We start from the raw sequence: 21,637 nt of genomic DNA, 5'->3' as shown, positions 1-21,637 counted from the left end.
CCTCGGTCGCGGGAACCTTGCTGAAAAACATCTCAAATTCACTGCGCTTCAGGTTGCGCCGAAGGACCGGCTGTTCCTGGGCATCGACACCATGCAGCGTGAACACATGCTTGGAAATGTCGATCGCTATCCGTTTATACTCCATCTGGGCGGCTCCCGATGTTGGTGTCTGACAACCCAACTATGGCACAGCGATGCCGGGGGGGCCGTCCACCCTAACAATCTGCCGAGGGTTTTACCCTTGGCAGATTGGAGGCCGGCGACGGCCGGCCCGGCACCGCGTGCTGCCGTGAGCCAAGGCGGCGTATGCCGCCGCCCGGTGTCTGAGGGCCAGTACACATACCAAGGGGCATGGTCAAGGAGCCTTGGTATCCGCGCTGACCGGTGCGGCGAAAGCTCTTGATGGGGTGGCCCCGGCGGGTCACCCCACATTTTCCGTCTGACGCCGGTCGCGCGCGATGTCCAGGAACACCTCTTCCAGCGTGTCGCGGCCATAGCGGGACAGCAGATCCGCCGGGGTTCCCCGGTCGACGATGCGCCCGCCCTTCATCATCAGCACCCCGTCGCACAGCCGCTCCACCTCGCCCATATTGTGGCTGGCCAGCAGGATGGTGGCGCCGGTCCGGGTCTGGAAATTCTCCAGAAAACCGCGCACCCAGTCGGCCGTGTCGGGGTCCAGGCTGGCCGTGGGTTCATCCAGCAGCAGCAATTCCGGATCGTTCAGCAGCGCCTTGGCCAGGGCCACGCGCGTCTTCTGCCCCGCTGACAGGTTGCCCGACGGACGCGCCAGGATCGCGGTCAGGTCCAGTTCCTCCGCGATCCGCGCAATCCGGTCGTTCAGATGGGTCAGGCCATAGAGATGACCATAGACCATCAGATTCTCCCGCACCGTCAACCGGTGAGGCAGGTCGACATAGGGGCTGGAGAAATTCATGCGCGGCAGCACGCGATAGCGCTCCGTCAGCATGTCATGGCCCAGAACCTGTACTGTCCCCGATGTCGGCAGCAGCAGCCCCAGCAGGATGGAGATGGTGGTGGTCTTGCCGGCCCCGTTGCCGCCCAGCAGCGCCACCGTCTGTCCCGCCGGCACCGTGAAGCTGATGGCGTCCAGCGCGGTATGCGCGTCGAACCTCTTGGTCAGCGTCTCGACTTGGATGGCGGGCGGGGGCGGCTTGCTGGCGTCTAGGGGCATTGGAACGGCTTATGGTCTTTCAACTGTTCGGGAACTAGAGTGCAGAAGGCTCCCTGCAGGATGCTTAAAAAGTGATCATGGGATAAAGGCATGAGCGAGGCAATCCCCAACAGCACGTCCGTTCGACCGGGGCCGGCCCTGGCTGCCGCCGAAGGGCGGGTCAGCGCACGCACCCTGATCACCATCCGCTGGATCGCGGTGGCGGGACAGTTCGCGACCCTGGCTACCGTGATGGGCCTGTTCGAATTTGAACTGGCGCTGGCCCATGCGCTGGCCGGTGTCGGCGTGTCGGTGCTGGTCAATCTCTATGCCGCCCGTCGGGTGGTGGCGCACCCGTTCCTGGACGACCGGGAGGCGGCGCTCTACCTCGCCTATGACATGGTGCAGTTGACGGTGCTGCTCTACCTGACGGGGGGCCTGGACAATCCGTTCGCGGTCCTGATGCTGGCGCCGCTGACGGTGGCGGCCAGCACCCTGGGCCGGATGGCGGTCATCCTGTTGACGGCGCTGGCCGTCTGCTGCTTCACGGGTCTGGCGCTGGTGGCCACGCCGCTGCCCTGGCCGGGGGCGGAACCGGCGGGCCTGCCGGCCCTGTACCGGTTCGGGGTCTGGGCGGCGCTGACCCTGTCGGCGGGGTTTATCGCGGCCTATCTCTATCAGGTGGCGGACGGGGCGCGGCGCCTGTCGGGCGCGTTGAACGCCAGCCAGGATGCGCTGGCCCGGGCCCAGCGTGCCTCCGCCGTCGGCGCCCTGGCGGCGGCCGCCGCGCATGAACTGGGCAGCCCGCTGGGCACCATTGCCGTGGTGGCCAAGGAATTGGCCCGCGACACCCCGGCCGACAGCCCGATTGCCGAGGATGTGGCCCTGCTGCAAAGCCAGGTGGCGCGTTGCCGCGACATCCTGGCCGAATTGTCGCGGCGGCCCGGTGATACGGGCGGGGCGGAACCGGTGGTGCCGCTGGCCGCCCTGATCGAAACCACGGCCGCCCCCTATGCCCGTCACGACGTCGATCTGGTAATCGAAGCCGTGGCGGAGCCGGAAGACGGCGCCCCACAGGTGCAGTCGGTGCCGGAAATGGTCCATGGGCTGGCCAATATCCTTCAGAACGCCATGCAGTTCGCCCATGAACGGGTGACGGTGACGGCGGACTGGACCGCGCCGGGCCTGACCCTGCGGGTACAGGATGACGGGCCCGGTTATCCGGCCACGGTGGTCGGGCGCCTGGGGGAACCCTATGTCAGCGGCCGCAACCCGGCAGCAAGGGAGGCGGCGGGCAATATGGGCCTGGGCCTGTTCATCGCGCAGACCCTGCTGGAACGCTCCGGCGCCACTGTTCGCTACATGAATGGCAGGGCTGGCGGCGCCGTGGTGGTCATTCGCTGGAAACATCCTACATTCACCGTGTAGAAAGCTTTTTGATTTAAGAAGAACGCCCAATCGAAGAAGGGACCCCGGAACCATGACGGACGCGGCGCTGGATGCCGGCGAACAGCCGAAACTGACCTTCACGGGCGACGCCTCGCGCTCGCTGCTGATCGTGGATGATGATGCGCCCTTTCGCACCCGGCTGGCCCGCGCCATGGAACGCCGCGGCTTCGACGTGGTGGCGGTCGACAGCGTCAATCTGGGGGTCGAGGTGGCGCATGAAAGCGCGCCGCGCTTCGCCGTCGTCGATCTGCGCCTGGGCGATGGGTCGGGCCTGGACGTGGTGAAGGCCCTGCGCGATGCGCGGCCCGATGCCCGCGTCGTCATGCTGACCGGCTATGGCAACATCGCCACGGCCGTCGCCGCCGTGAAGTTCGGCGCCGTCGATTACCTGCCCAAGCCCGCCGACGCCGACGCGGTGGAAGCGGCCCTGCTGACCGACGGCCCCCTGCCGCCGCCGCCGGAAAGCCCGATGTCGGCCGACCGCGTGCGCTGGGAACATATCCAGCGGGTGTTCGAACAGTGCGACCGCAACGTGTCGGAAACGGCCCGCCGGCTGAAGATGCACCGCCGCACCCTGCAGCGCATCCTGAACAAGCACGCACCCAAGGCCTGACCGTTCCACCCGGTCACCCCTTGATCACAGGCCCGCCGCGGACCCGGTCCCGGCGGGCCTTGTTGTTCCGTCGGCCGGGGGGCTGATGATCGCCGCTCCGGCTACAGACCCATGAACGGAGCTAATCATGTTCACGAGCGATTTGGGCGAGGAAGCACGTCTTTTCGCGGCCGGACAGCCGCGCGACCCGGTGATCGAGGGGACCGAGGCGGATGACCACCTGCTGGGAACCGCGTCGGGCGATATCCTGATCGGCCATGGCGGCAACGACACGCTGGCCGGTGGTGGCGGGTTCGATGTCATGGTCGGCGGGGCCGGCGATGACTGGCTGCACGGCGCCGCCGGCATCGACATCGCCGTCTATGGCGGCCAGCGTGAGGATTACAGCACCGTCATCATCGGGGGCACCGTGACGGAGGTCCGCGACCTGCGCGAGGGCTCCCCCGACGGTTTCGACCGGCTGACCGGCACCGACATCGTGGTGTTCGGGCGGGAGGCGTTTTTCGGGTCCTTCGTGCCCGGTGCCCAGGGTGCCGCCGCCGCCGGGGCCCAGGCCGCCCCCGCCGCCATGATCGGCGTCGGCATACAGGCGGACGCCCAGTCATGGCTGCTGGATGAACAATTCTACCTGGAACAGAATGCCGATGTCGCGGCGGCCGTGAAGACCGGCGCCTTCGCCAGTGCCGCCGACCATTGGCAAGCCTATGGACAGTTCGAGGGGCGCGGACCCAACGCCCTGTTCGATGCCGATTACTATCTGGCGACCAATGCCGATCTGTCGGCTGCCTTCGGCACCGACGGGCGGGCGGCGCTGAGCCATTGGCTGGCCTATGGCATCGCCGAGGGGCGCGACGCCAGCCCGCTGTTCGACAGCGCAGCCTATCTGAAGGCCAATGCCGACGTCGCGGCCAGCGGGTTCACGGCGGTGGAGCATTACCTGCTCTATGGCCATGGTGAGGGCCGGGCCGCCATGGTTGACGCGGCGTGGCTGGGCTTGGCCTGACACGCAGGTCGCGCATCCCCGAAACAGCGGGCTAGTGGGCCGGCGGGTGCCGGCCCACCGGCCTTGCGCAAGGCCACACGGGGGTCGGGGGCGGGCGGTATCAGCCCGCCCGCAATCGTACCATCGGTCAAAATTCTTGACCGATGGTACGGCGGCGACTGCCGCCGCGCGGCCCATGCCGCGTAGCCAAGGGCGCGAATGCGCCCGCCGGCGATTGAAGGGGCACGAAATCTTGACCATCGGTCATGATTTCGTGCCGCTGGTATCAGCCGGCTCTCACCTTGGCCACGAACTGTGCCACCTGGCGGTTCAGCGCGTCACTTTCACCGACCAGATCATTGGCGGCGCTCAGCACGTCACCGGCCATGCTGCCGGTTTCGGCCGCCGCGCGGGTGACTTCACCGATGGTGGCGCTGACATTCTGGGTGCCGGTGGCGGCCTGGGCGACGGAATTGGCGATCTCCCGCGTTGCCGCCCCCTGTTCCTCCACGGCGGTGGCGATGGTGGAGACGATGCCGCTGATCTTGTCGATCGTGCCCCCCACGCCCCGGATGGCATCGGCCGCGTTGCCGGCGGCAGATTGCATGGCGGCGATCTGGCTGCCGATCTCCTCCGTCGCCTTGGCCGTCTGTGTGGCCAGGGCCTTCACCTCCGACGCGACAACGGCGAAGCCCTTGCCGGCATCGCCGGCCCGTGCCGCCTCGATCGTGGCGTTCAGGGCCAGAAGATTGGTCTGGCTGGCGATGTCGCCGATCATGCGGACGATCTCCCCGATACGCTGGGCGGCATCGACCAGACCGGTCACCGTGCTGTTGGACCGCTCGGCCTCCGCCACCGCGTCATGGGCGATGGTGGCGCTTTCCGCCACGCGGCGGGAGATTTCATTGATCGAGGCGGTCAGTTCCTCGGCGGCGGCGGCCACGGTATTCACATTCTCCGCCGCCTGTTCGGCGGCGCTGGCCACGGCTTCCGACTGCCGGTTGGTTTCATCGGCCACGCTGTTCAGACCCTGCGCGGTGCCGCGCATGCGGTCGGCCGCGCCGCCAACGGCGCTGACCACCGCGTTCATGCTGCTTTCGAAATCATTGGCAAGCCGCACCAGGGTGAGGCGTTTTTCCGCCTCCACCCGCTCTTCCATCGCCGTCTGTTCCTCGCGCAGCCGTTCCGCCTCGCGCATGCGCTTCTGGAACACGGCCAGCGCCCGGGCCGTGGACCCGATCTCGTCCCGCCGATCGCCGCCGGACACGGTGACCGACAGGTCGCCATCGGCCAGCCGGGTCATGGTGCTGACGATCCGGCGCAGGGGGCGGGAAATGCCGGCCATGCCCATGGCGATGCCCAGGGCCAGGACGATGGCCGTCCCGCTCAGCCCGACGATCAGTGTCACGATCAAGGCCCGGTCGAATCTTCCCTGGGCTGTGGCCTTGCCGGCATCCAGTTTGGCCTGGACGTCGCCGGTAGTGACCTCCAGCTTGTCCAGCACGTCGGTCAGCTTGATATCGAACCGGTCCACCAGAACGGCGGCGGCCTGATCGCCCTTGCCATTCAGCGCCAACTGCCGTGCCTGTTCCACGATTTCCAGCATGCGGCGTGTATCTTCGCGGATGGCGTCGATATCGGCCTTGCGTTCGGGCAGGATCCGTTCGACCGCGTCCAGATGGCCCGTCAGCTCGTCCCGTTTCAGCGAGATTTCATCCTGCATGCTGTCCAGGATGAAGCTGTCATTCTCCGCCACCATCGTATAGCCCAGCCGCCCCAGGTCCGTCGCGGTTTCCCGCGCCGACAGGATGGCCTTGGCCCGTTCGGACCGGTCCAGCATGGCCCGGTATTCGTCCCCGACCGTCTCCATCTGCGACAGGGCGTAAAGCGAGGTGCCGATGGTCAATACGCCCATCAGCAGCAATGGCAGAACCAGCTTCCAGACGATGGGAAGATTCTTCAGCGCGTGCATGGTGCCTCCCGACACTTTCTTGTGGTCACCCTTCCTGAACTGGCTTGGGGTGCCTGTTTTGTTTTCTTTCACTCTAGCTGGCTTTTGACAGTCCAGCCAAGAGGTCACCTGTCGGAAAATGGCACTTTTCCTTTGATTGGCAAGGGATGTGACAGAAGCGTGACGCTATTTGACCGCTGCGGACTTCGCCGGTTCGCACCGTATATTTGAATTGATTTTTATATAAGCTGATTATTTATTGTGCATGGCAAGATAAAACCATGCCACCCATAGGGTGAAATCATGCCGAGAGGAAGAATTTAGGTTCTGCTACCCAAATGGAATCATGAAAATGCTGACAGCAGGGAGCCTGTTCAACCCACTTTCCGTAAACGTCATGTAAGCATGTCGTCTGCGTAAGGTGTATGGTTTGACATGCGGGAACCACATAATAGGCATGAAAAAAGGGGCATCACCAGCGTGATGCCCCTTGATTCTGTCTTGGAGGGAAACCCCGCCCGATCAACCGCGCAGGGATGCCCCCGTGGCCTTGGCGACCGCTGCCACCACCTTGGTGGCGACGGCTTCGATTTCCACATCCGTCAGGGTCTTGTCGACCGGCTGCAGCGTGACGGTCAAGGCCACGGACTTGAAGCCCGGTTCGACACCCTTGCCCTCATACACATCGAACAGGCTGACATCGCTGATCAGGGCCTTGTCGGCACCCTTCGCGGCCTTGACCAGCTTGTCGCTGTCGGTGCTGTTGGCCACCAGGAAGGCGAAGTCGCGATCGACAGGCTGGAACGGTGACAGGACCAGCAGCGGCTTGGCCGTACCGCCCTTCTTCTTGGGTGCCGGCACGGCATCCAGGAACAGTTCGAACGCCACCACGGGACCGGACACGTCCAGCGCCTCCAGCAGCCCCGGATGCAGCTCGCCGAAACGGCCCAGGACCGTGGGGCCCAGGCGCAGCACACCCGACCGGCCCGGATGGTACCAGCCGGGCGCGTCGCGCGTGACCTGAAGGTTCGTGACGGGGGCACCGGCCGCTTCGAGGATGGCCAGGGCGTCGCCCTTGGCATCAAAGGCGTCAACGGGGCGTTCACCCTTGGACCAGTTGCGCGGAACCGATGCCCCGGCGCGCACGCCGGCCACCACCAGATCCTGGCCCTTCTCCGACCCGTCGCGGAAGGCGGGGCCGACCTCGAACAGGCCGATATCCTTGAACCCCTTGGCGGCGTTGCGGCCGGCGGCCGGGACCAGGGTGCCCAGGATGCTGGGCCGCATGACGGCCAGGTCGGCGCTGATCGGGTTCAGCAGGCGCAGTTCATCCTTGTCGCCATCGAACAGGGCCGCGACCTTGGGATCGACGAAGGACCATGTCACCGATTCGAGCAGGCCGCGCTCCGCCGCCGCACGGCGGGCGTTGAAGCGGCGGCGCTGATCGGCGGTAAGCGCCGGGGCGGGTGTGCCCACCTCCCGCGGCAGCGGCGTGGCCGGGATCTTGTCGAAGCCGGTGACGCGCAGCACCTCTTCCACCAGATCGGCCTCACCCTCCACATCGCGGCGCCAGGACGGGACGTCTGCCACCAGCACGCCGTCATCGCGGCGGGCGACGGTGAAGCCCAGGGCGGTCAGGATGCGGACCTGTTCATCGACGGCGACATCGACGCCACCCAGGGCGGCCACGCGTGCCGGGCGCAGGGTCAGGGTGCGCTGCCAGGCGGGCTCGGCGCCCGTCAGGCTGACGGCACCGGCGGACCCGCCGCACAGTTCCAGGATCAGGGACGTGGCCAGTTCGACCTTTTCCAGGATATTGGCCGGGTCCACCCCGCGTTCGAACCGATAGCGGGCGTCGCTGTCCAGTTGCAGGGCGCGGCCGGCCTCGGCGATGCGCACCGGCTCGAACGTCGCCACTTCCAGCACGACATCGGTGGTGTCGGCGGTAACGCCCGTGGTTTCCCCGCCCATGACGCCGGCCATGGAGATCATGTGGGCGTCATCATAGATGCCGATCAGGCCGGCGGGCGGGGCATATTCCTTGCCGTTCAGCGCCAGCAGCGTGTCGCCCTCCGCCGTCGGCTTCAGCGTGATGCCACCCGTCAGCCTGGCCGCGTCGAAGACATGCAGGGGGCGGCACAGGTCCAGGCTGAAATAATTGGTGATGTCGACCAGGGCACTGATCGGGCGCAGGCCCACGGCCAGCAGCCGGTCGGCCAGCCATTTCGGGCTGGGGCCGTTCTTCACGCCCCGGATCAGGCGGAAGGCAATCTGGGGGCAGCCGGGATGATCCAGCGTGACCTTCAGCGGATTGTCGAACGCGGGGGCCACGGGGGCGGCGGCCAGCGGCCTCAGCGTGCCCAGACCGGCAGCGGCGAGGTCACGGGCCACGCCGCGCACGCCGGCGCAGTCCACACGATCGGGGGTCAGCGCGATCTCGATCACCGGGTCGGACAGGCCGCGCCAATCGGCAAAGGAGCCGCCCACGGGCGCATCGGCCGGCAGTTCGATGATGCCGTTATGTTCGTCCGACAGCAGCAGCTCCCGCTCCGAACACATCATGCCCCGGCTTTCCACGCCCCGGATGGTGCCGATGGACAGCGTGTCGCCCGACACGGGAATGACGGTGCCCGGCGATGCAAACACCACCTTGATGCCGGCCCGCGCATTGGGGGCGCCGCAGACCACCTGCACCGGCTCACCTGCACCGGTATCGACCATGCACAGGCGCAGCTTGTCGGCGTTCGGGTGCTTTTCGGCCGAGACGACATGGGCGATGCGGAAGGCGGCCAATGCGGCGCCCCGATCCTCGACCCCCTCGACCTCCAGCCCCAGGGCCGTCAGCGCGTCGGTGATCTGATCCAGCGTGGCATCGGTGTCGAGATGCGTCTTCAGCCAGGAAAGCGTGAACTTCATGGGAATGGTCCTGATGCAAACATCCCTGCCCGCCGGACGGCCGGCGGACAGCGCGGGGCGATATCGTGAAGGGGTGTAACACGGGCCACGGCCCGCAGGTAAGACCGTCCTGTCGCCGGAACGGCGGCAAAGGGCGGCAACCCTGATCCGCCAATCCCGCAGGGATGCGGCGGCATCAGCCGCCCAGGCACCGCAGCAGCCAGCCCCGGATATATTGTGCCAGGCGCGGCGTCAGGGGACCGGTGATGGACCGGTGCTCCGGTGCCATATGGGCCATCGGGTCACCATGACGACGGAACACGTAATGGTCGAAGACGCCGCGCCAGACTTCCTGTCTTTCCGGCGGCAGTTCCCCGATGGCCATGATGGAATGGACCAGGGCCTGGAACGGGTTGCCGGCCCAGGGCTTGGCATCGGTCCACCAGTAATTCACCAGCACATTGAAGGGGCCGGTGGAGACCACATTGTGCCACCACATGGAGGGGATGTAGATCGCGTCGCCGGGTTCCAGATCGACCGTGACGGCGGCGTCCAGCGCTGCGCGGAAGCGGGGATAACGGGCGAAATCCGGATGCGCCAGATCGACCATGCTGCTGGGCTGTCCCGCCATCGTATAGTCCAGCGGCCCGACATAGAGGTTGGGCAACTGGTCGGGCGGGAACAGGGTGAAGCGGCGATGCCCCGCCACCACACAGGCTACATTGTCCGACTGGTCGTAATGAGTCGATATCGTGGCGGAATTCCCGATCCAGATGCGCGCGCCCGTGGACCGGGCGATCAGATCCAGGACATTGTCCTGCCCGAAACCCGGCAGGTTCACGTCTGTGGGCACGGAACCGGTATAGAAGGAGGGGGGATCGGGATGGTCCAGATGGGCCAGCAACCGGTCGATGGCGGCGGTCAGCGTTTCCTGCCGCCGGTCGAAATTAAAGCCGCGCATATCGTCGCGGTAGAAAAACCGCCCCTTGATGGCGGGCGGCCCCACCATGGTTTCCGTCAGTTCGCCACGGTCGAAGCTTTTCAGATACTGGGCCAGTGCCTGGGGCGAGGTTTTACCCTCGCGCAATGCGGGCCAATGGGCGACGGCGCCGCGCAACAGTGCGGGCCGATAATGCGGCTGGATTTCCATTTGGAACCGCTGGGCATCCACGCCGTGATATTCGTCCAGGCTGCCGGCCATCGCGCTCTCCCGCTTTACCCACACCCACAGGGACGGGACGCGGCATTGCGCAACGCAAGGCGCCGTCGGATTGCCCTGATGGCTGGCCGGCACAATGCCGCCACATCGCTTCCATGGCAAGGTCCACTCAACGCGCCGGACGCCGGCCACCCATCTCCTTGGCCATGCTGGTCAGCTTCTCCAGGGCGGCGGCCGTGGTTTCCTTGGGCAACTGCTCGACCCGTGTTCCGTCGGGGGAAATGATGATCAGGGCGACCGGAATCACACCGCCGCCCCCGCCGCCCCCCACCGGCTCTCCGTACAGCGACCCGCCACCCGTGCCGACGCCGAAGGTGGTGATGGTGACGGGAATGATGGTGGTATCGCCAACCGTGACGGGCGTGCCCAGCACACCTTTGCCCAGCAACTGTTCGAATGCCGTCATGGTGGCGGTCATCATCAACTGCGCGGGATCGGTGACAAAGGGCGCGAACAGCGGATTGGCGGACAGGATGGCAGGAAGCATAGCCCATATCCCCTTAAGGGTTGAGAAAAGATGATGCTATGCATCCATCTCATTTCGCAAGCGCGAAAGGGAAAAGGGGTTGAGATCAGCCGGACAGGTGCGGAACAAGCCCGCAGCACGGCAAGGGCCGGCCTTGATCCGTGCTGCGGGCCGCCACCCTCCTTACCGCGACAGACCCTGCGCCAGATTCGGCTGGTCCAGCGGCACAAAACCGTAATGGCGCAGCCAGCGCAGGTCGGCATCGAAGAAGGAGCGCAGGTCGGGGATGCCGTATTTCAGCATCGCCACGCGCTCGATCCCCATGCCGAAGGCGAAGCCCTGGTACTTGGTGCTGTCGATGCCGCAATTCTCCAGCACCTTGGGGTGGACCATGCCGGAGCCCATGATTTCCAGCCAGTCGCCATGATTGCCCAGCTTCAGCTCCCCGCCCTTGCGCGAACAGCCGATATCCACCTCGGCCGATGGCTCGGTGAAGGGGAAGAAGCTGGGGCGGAAGCGGATGGGCAGATCATCGATCTGGAAGAAGGCGCGGCAGAATTCCAGGATGCAGCCCTTCAGATGGCCCATATGGATATCCTCGCCGATCACCAGCCCCTCGATCTGATGGAAGACGGGCGTGTGCGTCTGGTCATAGTCGGACCGGTAGGTGCGGCCGGGCGCGATGATGCGGATCGGCGGCTTCTGCTTCAGCATGGTGCGGATCTGCACCGGGCTGGTATGGGTGCGCAGCACGCGCGCCGCACCCTCCGCCGAGGGCGGCAGGTAGAAGGTGTCGTGCATCTGCCGGGCAGGGTGCTCCGGCGGGATGTTCAGCGCCGTGAAATTGTTGAAATCCGTCTCGATATCCGGCCCTTCGGCGACGGTGAAGCCCATGGCGGCGAAGATGGCAACCATCTCGTCCACCGTCTGACTGATGGGGTGGATGCGGCCCTGGGTTTCGGGGCGGGCGGGAAGCGTGACGTCGATCCGTTCGGCCGACAGGCGCTTTTCCAGCTCGATGGTTTTCAGTTCCGCCCGGCGGCCCTCGATGGCCGCTTCCACAGCGGTCTTCACCGCGTTCAGCGCCGCGCCGCGCGCCTTGCGCTCCTCCGGCGTCAGGGACCGCATGTCGCCCATCAGGGCCGTGATGCTTCCCTTCTTGCCCAGGACGGCAACCCGCACCTCTTCCAGGGCGGCGCTGTCATTGGCAGAGGCGATGGTGGCCAGGGTTTCGGCCTTGAGCGTATCGAGCGTGTCCATGAGGGGTCCGGATCAGGAAAGGGAGGGGGCGAAAGCGCCCGGTTTGGATTCGGTGAGCGGAGTGACGAGGCGGGCCCAGCCAAACCCGACCTGCTGTACCTTGTTGATCAACCGGTTGTCGGCGGTGACCAGGGGTATGTCGCGTTCGATAGCCAGCGCCACGTAGAACATGTCATAGGGCGAATGGTCCAGTTCACAAGCCAGCGACAACGCCTTGCCGGCCAGTCTGCTGCCGGGAACGAGGCCGATGCCCATCTCTGCCAGGACAAGCAATGCCGCCTGGGCGATGGCGGGCGTCACCTCGCCTCGCCGGACCTTCTTCCACATGATGCTCGCCACCTCCGCCGAAAGCAGATCTGGCGCAGCCAGAGGCAAGGCGCACAACCGCACCGCTGCGGTGGAGTCATCCTCGGTCACCAGCCACTTAACAGCTACACTGGCGTCAACGACGATGGTCACCGCTCGTCTCTCAACTCACGCAGGAGAACTTCGGATGGCGTCTGCCGCGTACCGGCCGTCAGCGCCCGCAGCGCTTCCATCCGGGCAAACAGGTCCCGACGATCCGGTGCAGCGGGGCGGACCACGCTGGCCAGGACAGCCTCGGCTTCCGCCTCTACCGTCCGGCCCGACATGTGGGCGCGATCTTCCAGTCCCTTGATCAGCGCTTCATTATCAATGCGGATGGTCAGCGAACCCATGGCGTCCTCCGGTCCCGGTGGGGCCCCGATGATAGCACAGATGGCGGCCGCACAAGCAAAAGGGGGAGCGGGCCCGCCGGGCCTGCTCCCCCTTTCAACTTGCAACCGTTCTGAAATCCGTTACCGGAAATCAGGCGGCCTTGAGAGCAGCCTGGGCCTGATCGCACAGGCTCTTAAAGCTCTCCGGCTCGCGGGCGGCGATGTCGGACAGGACCTTACGGTCCAGTTCGATGCCAGCGCGCTTCAGGCCGTGGATCAGGGTGCTGTACTTCAGCCCGTGCAGACGCGCACCGGCGTTGATACGCTGAATCCACAGGCCGCGGAAATCGCGCTTCTTGTTGCGACGGTCGCGATAGGCGTAACGAAGCGCCTTTTCGACCTTTTCAATCGCAACGCGATAGCACTTGGAACCGCGACCACGATAGCCCTTGGCGAGCTTCAGGATCTTCTTGTGACGGGCGTGGGTGGTGACGCCCCGCTTAACGCGTGCCATTAGTCAGCCCTCCTCACTTAACCCGCAGGAAGTTTTCGGCGATCTTCTCGCCATCGGCCTTGAACATAACGAACGTGCCACGTGCGTTACGCTTCATCTTCAGGGGGCGCTTGCTCATGCCGTGGCGCTTGCCGGCGGCCTGGGCCTTCACCTTGCCCGAAGCGGTAAACTTGAACCGCTTCTTGGCGCCCGAATGGTTCTTCAACTTGGGCATTTTCGGTCCTTCTTCACATGTGGACGGCAGGCATGCCCCGGGCTTCTCGCCCGGCCGCACCGTCCGATGGAGCCGGAGCTTATAGAGGAGGTGGCTTTGCTTGGCAAGGCGCCAAGGTAAGCGGAGTCCACATGGGCGCCCGGCGTTCAGGCCGGCAAATGTGGCCTGCGCCGCCTTTGCGGCGAATGTGGTAAGGGGGCAAGTGACGATGGCATGCTACATGCCGCTCCCCGCTGGGGATCGATAACATGTATGGGGCGGCGGCCGCACCGGCCCTGGTGCCAGGGGCGTGCGGTCTTTACCGGCCCTGCCCGCGCGACTGTCCGCAAGTGAAGGCACGCATGATGAACCGACTATCAAAATGGCTTCTGTCCGCCGCCCTGGGTTTCACGCTGGCCCTTCCCGCCATTGCCCAGCCGGTGGAGGTGCGGCCCGATGGCAGCATGGCAGTGCCGGCGATGACCATCCCCGATTCCAACCTGATGAGCGCGGAGGGAAACCAGTCCCGCGTCGAACATATCCTGGCCGAACGGGCGGTGAAGGGACAGCCTGTTGCCGCCTTCACCGCCGCCCTGTACGGACCGCGTCTGGAACGGACCAAGGCCGCTTTCCCCGTCACCATCCGGGCGGACATGATCGCGGGCGTGCCGGTGCTGGTCTATGAACCAAAGGACGGTATTGCACCGGAAAAGAGCGACAAGCTGCTGATCAACGTGCATGGCGGCGGTTTGGTGGCCTGTTTTGTGGAATGTGGCGGCATGGAATCCATTCCCGTCGCGGCGCTGACGGGTATCCGCGTGGTCAGCGTCGACTTTCGCCTGGCGCCGGCCGCCCAGTTCCCGGCCGCGTCGGAGGATGTGGCCGCCGTCTATCGCGAAGTGCTGAAAAAGACGCCGCCGCAGAAGATCGGGCTTTATGGCTGTTCGGCCGGCGGGCTGCTGGCGGCCCAGTCGCTGGCCTGGTTCCAGTCGCACGGACTGCCGATGCCGGCGGCGGCGGGCATCCTCTGCGCGGGGGCCGATCCCGGCATGGGCGGGGATTCCCGCATCATCGGCAAGGTACTGGGCGACGGGGAGAACCCGATGCCGCAGAACGGCACCCGCAGCGCCCTTGGTTATATGCGTGACGCCGCCGAGACGGACAGCAATGCCTACCCGGGGCGCTTTCCCGACGTGCTGCGCCGCTTTCCGCCGACGCTGGTCATTGCCGGCACCCGCGATTCCGCGTTGAGCGGTGCTGTCCATCTGCATTCCCGGCTGGTCGCTATGGGTGTCGATGCCCGGCTGCATGTCTGGGAAGGCGGTCGCCATGCCTTCTTCTATGACGTCCGGGTGCCGGAATCGCGGGAGGCTTACGATGTCATCGCACGGTTCATGCTCGACAGGCTTAAATGAGCGATGATCCGGGGGTCTTGCGCCGCCCCCTTCGTGTCGACGATGCGTCCCGCCCCCGTTACGGCGCGGGGCCGGTGCCTTCCGCTTGATAGGGGGCGAAGCGGGTCACCGCCTCGTCCACCGTCAAGGGACGGCCGATGGCCGGAAAGGCCCGCTGGGCACAGTCCGTGCGTTCGCAGACCTTGCAGCCGGCACCGATGGGCGTGGCGGCCTCCCGCTCCGACAAGTCCATGCCTTTGGTATAGACCAGCCGCCCCGCATGGCGGATGTCGCAGCCCAGGCCGATGGCGAATTGTTTGGGTGGGTTGCCATACCCTCCCGCCCCATGGCTGACGGTCCGGGCCACCCACAGATAATGCCGCCCGTCCGGCATCAATGCCCGCTGGGTCAGGATGCGGCCGGGCTGTGCGAAGGCTTCATACACGTTCCACAAGGGGCAGGAACCACCCACCCGGGAGAAGTGGAAATCGGTGGCCGACTGCCGTTTGGAGATGTTGCCGGCCCGGTCCACCCGCACGAAGAAGAACGGCACCCCGCGCGCATCGGGGCGCTGCAAGGTGGACAGCCGGTGGCAGATGGTTTCGAACCCCACCCCGAACTGCCGCTCCAGCCGCTCTATATCGTAGCGCAGGCTTTCCGCAGCGGTGAGGAAGGGCTGATAGGGGAGAATGACGGCACCGGCGAAATAGTTGGCCAGCCCGATGCGCGCCAGCCGCCGCGCCTCCTCGCCCGAGAAATCGGCCTGGGCTGTCAGCCGGTCCAATTCCTCCGCCTGTTCCAGAAAGGCCACCTGCGTGGCCATATGGAAGGCCCGCTGGCCGGCGGACAAATCGGCGGACAGGTAAAGCGTGCGGCTGGATCGGTCGAAGCGGCGGGATGTGCGGTCACCCCCCATCCCGCTTTCGACCATGACCACCCGGACATCATGGCGCCGGGCCAGATGGACCAGAAGGCCCGGCGCCATGTTGCCGATGGCGAGGCCGGCGGTGCGATGCAGCTTCTCTGCCGCCGTATCCAGCGTGTCGATATGGTTATGGCGGGCGTAGAAGAAGTCGCGCACCTCCTCGAACGGCATCAGGGGTTTGGGCGTTGCCTGCCAATCCTCGCCCAGCCGCGCGGAAACCTGTTCCAGCCGGCCCGCCACCTCCCGATAGCGGCGGTGCAGGGAAAGAAGCGCCTTGCCCAGCGACGGCATGCTGGAGGCCAGTTCCTTCAGTTCTGCCAGCGCCACGCCATCGGCCACCCCCGCTTCCGTCAAGGCTTCGCGCAGGTCGGCGACCAGACGGGTTTCCTCATCCTCCGAGAAAAGTTGCACATCGACGCCGAAAACGGCGTTGATCTTCAACAGCACGGGCACCGTCAGAGGCCTCAGGTTTTGCTCCAGTTGGTTCAGGTAGCTGGGTGACAGCGCCAGTGACCGTGCCAATGCCGCCTGACTCAGCCCCCTTTCCTCCCGCAACCGGCGCAGCCGGACACCGACAAATTGTTTGCGCATAGGTCACCATTAACAACATTCACTATTCCGCCACGCCCCCTGCACAAATCTTTGCAAAGTGGGGGATTTCAAGGGCCGAGGTTTGTAAATATTGAGAATACCGGAGAGATTGGCAAGTGATTTGGAGAGAGGTCAGTCGGGGCGGCCCCGGCGGGGATGGCGTGTTCACAACATTCACAGGTTCACAGGATTGCCTCGGCAATTCTTCACCATTTCAGCCATTCACCACGGGGGGTGATCTCCCGATGATGCGCCATCGGTGACGGGCGGCGGGGACGCTGCCGCTGCGGTCCGGCACATTCAAGAACAGGAAACGCCCCATGAGTGCGATGGCGCCCGAGACGATGTCCGTTTTCAAGCCCAAGAAGTCCGTAGCGCTGTCGGGCGTCACGGCCGGCAATACCGCCCTTTGCACCGTTGGCAAATCCGGCAACGACCTGCATTACCGGGGTTACGACATCCTGGACATTGCCGAGCGCTGCACCTTCGAGGAGGTGGCCCACCTGCTGGTCCATGGCAAGCTGCCGACCCTGGCGGAACTGAAGGCCTACAAGGCGCGGCTGAAAGCGATGCGCGGCCTGCCGACCAATGTCCGTCAGGCGCTGGAATGCCTGCCGGCCTCGGCCCATCCGATGGATGTGATGCGCACGGGCGTGTCGGCCCTGGGCTGCGCCCTGCCGGAGAAGGAGGATCACAATATCCCCGGCGCGCGTGATATCGCCGACCGGTTGATGGCGTCGCTGGGGTCCATGCTGCTCTACTGGTACCACTGGTCGACCAATGGCAAGCGGATCGAGGTGGATACCGACGATGACAGTATCGGGGCGCATTTCCTGCACCTGCTGCATGGCAAGAAGCCGTCGGCCCTGTGGGAACGGGCCATGCACACGTCCCTGATCCTCTATGCCGAGCACGAGTTCAACGCCTCGACCTTTACCGGCCGGGTGATCGCCGGCACGGGATCGGACATGTATTCGGCCATCACCGGCGCCATCGGCGCCCTGCGCGGCCCCAAGCATGGCGGTGCCAACGAGGTCGCGTTCGAGATCCAGAAACGTTACGACAGCCCGGACGAGGCGGAAGCCGATATCCGCGCGCGGGTGGACCGCAAGGAGGTGGTGATCGGCTTTGGCCATCCCGTCTACACCGTGTCCGACCCGCGTAACGAGGTGATCAAGCGCGTCGCCCACCAGCTTTCCCTTGAGGCCGGATCGACCAAGATGTTCGATATCGCCGCCCGGCTGGAGGCGGTGATGTGGGAAGTGAAGCGCATGTTCCCGAACCTCGACTGGTTCAGCGCCGTCAGTTACCACATGATGGGCGTGCCGACGGCGATGTTCACGCCGCTGTTCGTGATCGCCCGCACCTCGGGCTGGGCCGCCCACATCATCGAACAGCGCGTCGACAACAAGATCATCCGGCCCAGCGCCAATTATGTCGGCCCGGAAGACCGCGCCTTCGTCGCCATCGACCAGCGTCAGTGAGGGCGTGGCCATGAACAAAGCCTATCGCACATCACTGACCGGCACGTCGCTGGACTATTTCGACGCCGCCGCCGCTATTGACGCCATCCGTCCCGGCGCCTGGGCCGGCCTGCCCTATGTTTCCCGCGTGCTGGCCGAACAGCTTGTGCGCCGGTGCGACCCGGCGCGGCTGAGCGATGCGCTGCGCCAGTTGGTGGAGCGGCGGCGGGACCTGGATTTCCCCTGGTATCCGGCCCGCGTGGTCTGTCACGACATATTGGGGCAGACGGCTCTGGTCGATCTGGCGGGGTTGCGCGATGCCATCGCGGACCAGGGGGGCGATCCGTCCCGGGTCAATCCCGTGGTCCCGACCCAGTTGATCGTCGATCATTCGCTGGCCGTCGAACATGCGGGGTTCGACCGTCAGGCGTTCGAGAAGAACCGCGCCATCGAGGATCGGCGCAACGAGGACCGGTTCCATTTCATCGAATGGACCCGGCAGGCGTTCGAGAATGTCGACGTGATCCCGGCCGGCAACGGCATCATGCACCAGATCAATCTGGAAAAGATGTCGCCCGTCGTTCAGGTCCGTGACGGTGTGGCCTTCCCCGATACCTGTGTCGGCACCGACAGCCACACGCCGCATGTGGATGCGCTGGGCGTCATCGCCATCGGTGTGGGCGGGCTGGAGGCGGAAACGGTCATGCTGGGCCGCGCGTCCATGATGCGCCTGCCCGATATTGTCGGTGTGCGCCTGACGGGCCGGCCGCAGCCGGGTATCACCGCCACGGATATCGTCCTGTCGCTCACCGAATTCCTGCGCCGGGAACGGGTGGTCGGGGCCTGGCTGGAATTTTTCGGGGAAGGGGCGGACATCCTGTCCATTGGCGACCGGGCCACCATTTCCAACATGTGCCCCGAATATGGCGCCACGGCCGCCATGTTCCATATCGACGGGCAGACCATCGACTATCTGCGCCTGACAGGGCGGGAGCCGGAGCAGGTGGCGCTGGTTGAGCAGTATGCCAAGGTGCTGGGCCTCTGGTCCGATACCTTGCGGACGGCGGAGTATGAGCGGGTGCTGAGTTTCGACCTGGGTCAGGTTGTGCGCACCCTGGCCGGGCCGTCCAACCCGCACCGGCGGCTGCCGACCAGCGATCTGGCTGAACGCGGCATCGCCGTCGATCTGGACAAGGCGGTGGCGCAGGAACGTGAGGGGATGTTGCCCGATGGCGCCGTCATCATCGCGGCCATCACAAGCTGCACCAACACCTCCAACCCCCGCAACGTGGTGGCCGCCGGTCTGCTGGCGAAGAAGGCCAATGCCCTGGGCCTGATCCGTAAGCCCTGGGTCAAAAGCTCCTTTGCGCCGGGGTCGAAGGTGGCGCGGCTTTATCTGGAAGAAGCCGGTCTGCTGACGGAACTGGAAAAGCTGGGCTTCGGTATCGTCGCCTATGCCTGCACCACCTGCAACGGCATGTCCGGCGCCCTGGCCCCGGCCATCCAGCGGGAAATCATCGACCGTGACCTGCACACGACGGCGGTGCTGTCCGGCAACCGCAATTTCGACGGCCGCATCCACCCCTATGCGAAACAGGCTTTCCTGGCCTCCCCGCCGCTGGTGGTCGCCTATGCCATTGCCGGCACGATCCGGTTCGATATCGAACGTGACGTGCTGGGCAGCGATGCGCAGGGAAACCCCGTCACCCTGAAGGATCTATGGCCCACGGATGCGGAGATCGACGCCATCGTGGCCGCCAGCGTGAAGCCCGAACAGTTCCGTCAGGTCTATGAACCGATGTTCGGCGCGGGCCGGGCAAAGGCGGGCAAGGTCAGCCCGCTTTACGCCTGGCGTCCGCAATCCACCTATATCCGCCGCCCGCCCTATTGGGATACCGAAGGGGTGGGGGCGCTGGCCGCCACGCCGCGCAGCCTGAAGGATATGCGGCCGCTGGCCATCCTGCCGGACAATATCACCACCGACCATCTGTCCCCATCCAACGCCATCCTGGCCCATTCGGCGGCGGGTGAGTACCTGACGCGCATGGGCGTGCCGGAAGAGGATTTCAATTCCTACGCCACCCATCGCGGCGACCATCTGACCGCCATGCGCGCCACCTTCGCCAACCCGCAACTGGTCAATGAAATGGCATTGGTCGACGGGGTGGTGAAGAAGGGATCGCTGACCCGCCTGGAACCGGACGGCAAGGTGATGCGCATGTGGGAAGCCATCGAAACCTATCTGAACCGCCGCCGCCCCCTGATCATCATTGCCGGTGCCGATTACGGCCAGGGGTCCAGCCGCGACTGGGCCGCCAAGGGTGTGCGGCTGGCGGGGGTGGAGGTGATCGTCGCCGAAGGGTTCGAGCGTATCCACCGCACCAACCTGATCGGCATGGGGGTGCTGCCGCTGGAATTCAAACCGGGCACGACCCGCCTGACCTTGGGCCTGGACGGTACGGAGACCTATGACGTGACGGGCGAACGCCGCCCCGGTACCGACCTGACCCTGGTCATCCGCCGGCGCAACGGGGAACGGGTGGCGGTGCCCGTCACCTGCCGCCTGGATACCGAAGAGGAACTGTCGATCTATGAGGCGGGCGGCGTGTTGCAGCGTTTCGCCCAGGATTTCCTGGCCTCGCACACCCCGCGGAAGGAAGCCGTCTGATGGCCGGCGCACCGCAAATCCGTATTCCCGCCACCTATATGCGTGGCGGCACCAGCAAGGGCGTGTTTTTCCGTCTGGAGGACCTGCCCGAACGCTGTCGCGTTCCTGGTCCGGCGCGCGACCGGCTGTTCCTGCGGGTGATCGGCAGTCCCGATCCCTATGGCAAGCAGATCGACGGCATGGGGGGGGCGACCTCCAGCACGTCGAAATGTGTCATCCTGTCGAAAAGCGCGCGGCCCGGCCATGACGTGGATTATCTCTACGGTCAGGTCTCCATCGACAGCGACTTCGTGGACTGGTCGGGCAATTGCGGCAACCTGTCCACGGCGGCCGGGGCCTTTGCCATCCATGCCGGCCTGATTGATCCCGACCGTATCCCGACGGATGGCATCTGCACGGTGCGCATCTGGCAGGCCAATATCGGCAAGAGTATCATCGCCCATGTGCCCGTCACCGGCGGACAGGTGCAGGAAACCGGTGATTTCGACCTGGATGGCGTGACCTTCCCGGCGGCGGAGATCGTGCTGGAATTCCTGGACCCGGCGGAAGAGGGGGGTGAAGGCGGCGCCCTGTTCCCCACCGGCAATCTGGTCGATGAACTGGATTTCGAGGGTGGCCGGCTGCTTGCCACGCTGATCAATGCCGGCATCCCCACCATCTTTGTGAACGCCGCCGATATCGGCTATCGCGGCACGGAGTTGCAGGGCGATATCAACGGGGACAGTCCGGCCCTCGCCCGGCTGGAGGCGTTGCGCACCGCCGGTGCCCTGCGCATGGGCCTGATCCGGGAGGCGGCGGAAGCGGCCCGGCGACAGCATACGCCCAAGATCGCCTTTGTGGCCCCGCCCGCCGACTATGTCTCCGCCAGCGGCAGACAGGTAAAGGCCGGGGAGATCGACCTGAGCGTCCGCGCCCTGTCCATGGGCAAGCTGCACCATGCCATGATGGGCACGGCGTCGGTTGCCATCGCCACCGCCGCATCCATTCCCGGTACCCTGGTCAATCTGGCGGCTGGCGGCGGAACCCGCGATGCCGTGCGCTTCGGCCACCCGTCCGGCACCCTGCGTGTGGGCGCACAGGCCGCCCTGGTCGATGGCCAGTGGCAGGTGACCAAGGCGGTGATGAGCCGCAGCGCCCGCATCCTCATGGAAGGCTGGGTCCGCGTCCCCGCCGACAGTTTTTAGTTCGTGTTCCTCAAGCGCCGGC

Annotated in this window: 18 protein-coding genes and 1 pseudogene; 7 read left to right on the top strand and 12 right to left on the bottom strand. The window is 65.6% G+C overall.

The genetic code is table 11. The features are described from left to right. A pseudogene (locus tag KBA48_RS16965) lies at window positions 1-145 on the bottom strand (IS110 family transposase); the annotation flags it as partial. A 276-nt stretch (window positions 146-421) separates the two neighbouring features. Next, on the bottom strand, window positions 422-1,192 hold the full coding sequence (locus KBA48_RS16960) for an ABC transporter ATP-binding protein (RefSeq protein ID WP_292908467.1): 771 nt from the start codon (window positions 1,190-1,192) through the stop codon (window positions 422-424). Between the two features lie 90 nt (window positions 1,193-1,282). Between KBA48_RS16960 and KBA48_RS16955 the strand changes: the two genes are divergently transcribed. The 3 genes from KBA48_RS16955 (at window position 1,283) to KBA48_RS16945 (ending at window position 4,236) form a co-directional block, all read left to right on the top strand. Beyond that, window positions 1,283-2,599: an ActS/PrrB/RegB family redox-sensitive histidine kinase gene (locus KBA48_RS16955; RefSeq protein ID WP_292908466.1), complete on the top strand. Its 1,317-nt coding sequence runs from the start codon at window positions 1,283-1,285 to the stop codon at window positions 2,597-2,599. Between the two features lie 52 nt (window positions 2,600-2,651). Beyond that, window positions 2,652-3,233, top strand: coding sequence for an ActR/PrrA/RegA family redox response regulator transcription factor (locus KBA48_RS16950; protein ID WP_292908464.1), 582 nt, complete (start codon window positions 2,652-2,654; stop codon window positions 3,231-3,233). Window positions 3,234-3,360: 127 nt separating this feature from the next. Further along, a complete protein-coding gene (locus tag KBA48_RS16945; RefSeq protein WP_292908462.1) occupies window positions 3,361-4,236 on the top strand; it encodes a hypothetical protein in 876 nt (291 codons plus the stop codon). 265 nt (window positions 4,237-4,501) lie between these two features. Here the strand turns inward: KBA48_RS16945 and KBA48_RS16940 are convergent, their stop codons facing one another. The 9 genes from KBA48_RS16940 to rpmI form a co-directional block, all read right to left on the bottom strand. Further along, window positions 4,502-6,187: a methyl-accepting chemotaxis protein gene (locus KBA48_RS16940; RefSeq protein ID WP_292908460.1), complete on the bottom strand. Its 1,686-nt coding sequence runs from the start codon at window positions 6,185-6,187 to the stop codon at window positions 4,502-4,504. A 501-nt stretch (window positions 6,188-6,688) separates the two neighbouring features. Beyond that, a complete protein-coding gene (pheT, locus tag KBA48_RS16935; protein ID WP_292908458.1) occupies window positions 6,689-9,082 on the bottom strand; it encodes a phenylalanine--tRNA ligase subunit beta in 2,394 nt (797 codons plus the stop codon). A 175-nt stretch (window positions 9,083-9,257) separates the two neighbouring features. After that, entirely contained in the window at window positions 9,258-10,262 is a 1,005-nt protein-coding gene (locus KBA48_RS16930; RefSeq protein ID WP_292908456.1) for a cupin-like domain-containing protein, read from the bottom strand. A 127-nt stretch (window positions 10,263-10,389) separates the two neighbouring features. Next, window positions 10,390-10,767: a spore germination protein GerW family protein gene (locus tag KBA48_RS16925; protein WP_292908454.1), complete on the bottom strand. Its 378-nt coding sequence runs from the start codon at window positions 10,765-10,767 to the stop codon at window positions 10,390-10,392. Between the two features lie 162 nt (window positions 10,768-10,929). Further along, window positions 10,930-12,006 carry a phenylalanine--tRNA ligase subunit alpha gene (gene pheS, locus KBA48_RS16920; protein ID WP_292908452.1) on the bottom strand — a complete coding sequence of 359 codons (1,077 nt, stop codon included), beginning with the start codon at window positions 12,004-12,006 and terminating at the stop codon, window positions 10,930-10,932. A gap of 12 nt (window positions 12,007-12,018) precedes the next feature. After that, window positions 12,019-12,465: a type II toxin-antitoxin system VapC family toxin gene (locus tag KBA48_RS16915; protein WP_292908451.1), complete on the bottom strand. Its 447-nt coding sequence runs from the start codon at window positions 12,463-12,465 to the stop codon at window positions 12,019-12,021. Then, entirely contained in the window at window positions 12,462-12,704 is a 243-nt protein-coding gene (locus KBA48_RS16910) for a hypothetical protein (protein ID WP_292908450.1), read from the bottom strand. The genes KBA48_RS16915 and KBA48_RS16910 overlap by 4 nt, the downstream gene beginning before the upstream one ends. Window positions 12,705-12,834: 130 nt before the next feature. After that, a complete protein-coding gene (rplT, locus tag KBA48_RS16905) occupies window positions 12,835-13,197 on the bottom strand; it encodes a 50S ribosomal protein L20 (protein ID WP_094455779.1) in 363 nt (120 codons plus the stop codon). A 13-nt stretch (window positions 13,198-13,210) separates the two neighbouring features. Beyond that, window positions 13,211-13,411, bottom strand: a complete 201-nt coding sequence (rpmI, locus tag KBA48_RS16900) for a 50S ribosomal protein L35 (protein ID WP_029012316.1) — start codon at window positions 13,409-13,411, stop codon at window positions 13,211-13,213. Window positions 13,412-13,752: 341 nt separating this feature from the next. Here rpmI and KBA48_RS16895 point away from each other — a divergent pair, with 341 nt between their 5' ends. Next, complete coding sequence (locus KBA48_RS16895) at window positions 13,753-14,805, top strand: alpha/beta hydrolase (protein WP_292908443.1); 1,053 nt, start codon at window positions 13,753-13,755, stop codon at window positions 14,803-14,805. 58 nt (window positions 14,806-14,863) lie between these two features. On the opposite strand, the gene KBA48_RS16890 is transcribed toward KBA48_RS16895, so the two are convergent. Continuing rightward, window positions 14,864-16,300 (bottom strand): short-chain fatty acyl-CoA regulator family protein, encoded by a 1,437-nt coding sequence (locus tag KBA48_RS16890; protein ID WP_292908441.1) that lies wholly within the window; start codon window positions 16,298-16,300, stop codon window positions 14,864-14,866. 320 nt (window positions 16,301-16,620) lie between these two features. On the opposite strand from KBA48_RS16890, the gene prpC reads away from it, so the two are divergent. Genes prpC through prpF form a run of 3 tightly spaced genes read left to right on the top strand, consistent with a single transcriptional unit; the run spans window position 16,621 to window position 21,615 of the window. After that, the gene (prpC, locus tag KBA48_RS16885) at window positions 16,621-17,784 is read left to right on the top strand and encodes a 2-methylcitrate synthase (protein ID WP_292908439.1); all 1,164 of its coding nucleotides are present in this window, start codon (window positions 16,621-16,623) and stop codon (window positions 17,782-17,784) included. Window positions 17,785-17,794: 10 nt separating this feature from the next. Further along, window positions 17,795-20,431 carry a Fe/S-dependent 2-methylisocitrate dehydratase AcnD gene (acnD, locus tag KBA48_RS16880; RefSeq protein ID WP_292908437.1) on the top strand — a complete coding sequence of 879 codons (2,637 nt, stop codon included), beginning with the start codon at window positions 17,795-17,797 and terminating at the stop codon, window positions 20,429-20,431. Continuing rightward, a complete protein-coding gene (prpF, locus tag KBA48_RS16875) occupies window positions 20,431-21,615 on the top strand; it encodes a 2-methylaconitate cis-trans isomerase PrpF (protein ID WP_292908435.1) in 1,185 nt (394 codons plus the stop codon). Before acnD ends, prpF begins: the two co-directional genes overlap by 1 nt. The last annotated feature ends 22 nt before the right edge of the window (window positions 21,616-21,637 follow it).

The organism is Niveispirillum sp. (genome assembly GCF_017996735.1).
Lineage (GTDB): Bacteria > Pseudomonadota > Alphaproteobacteria > Azospirillales > Azospirillaceae > Niveispirillum.
The sequence above is the reverse complement of the archived record's forward strand: the minus strand, read 5'-3'. Positions and strand labels throughout refer to the sequence as shown.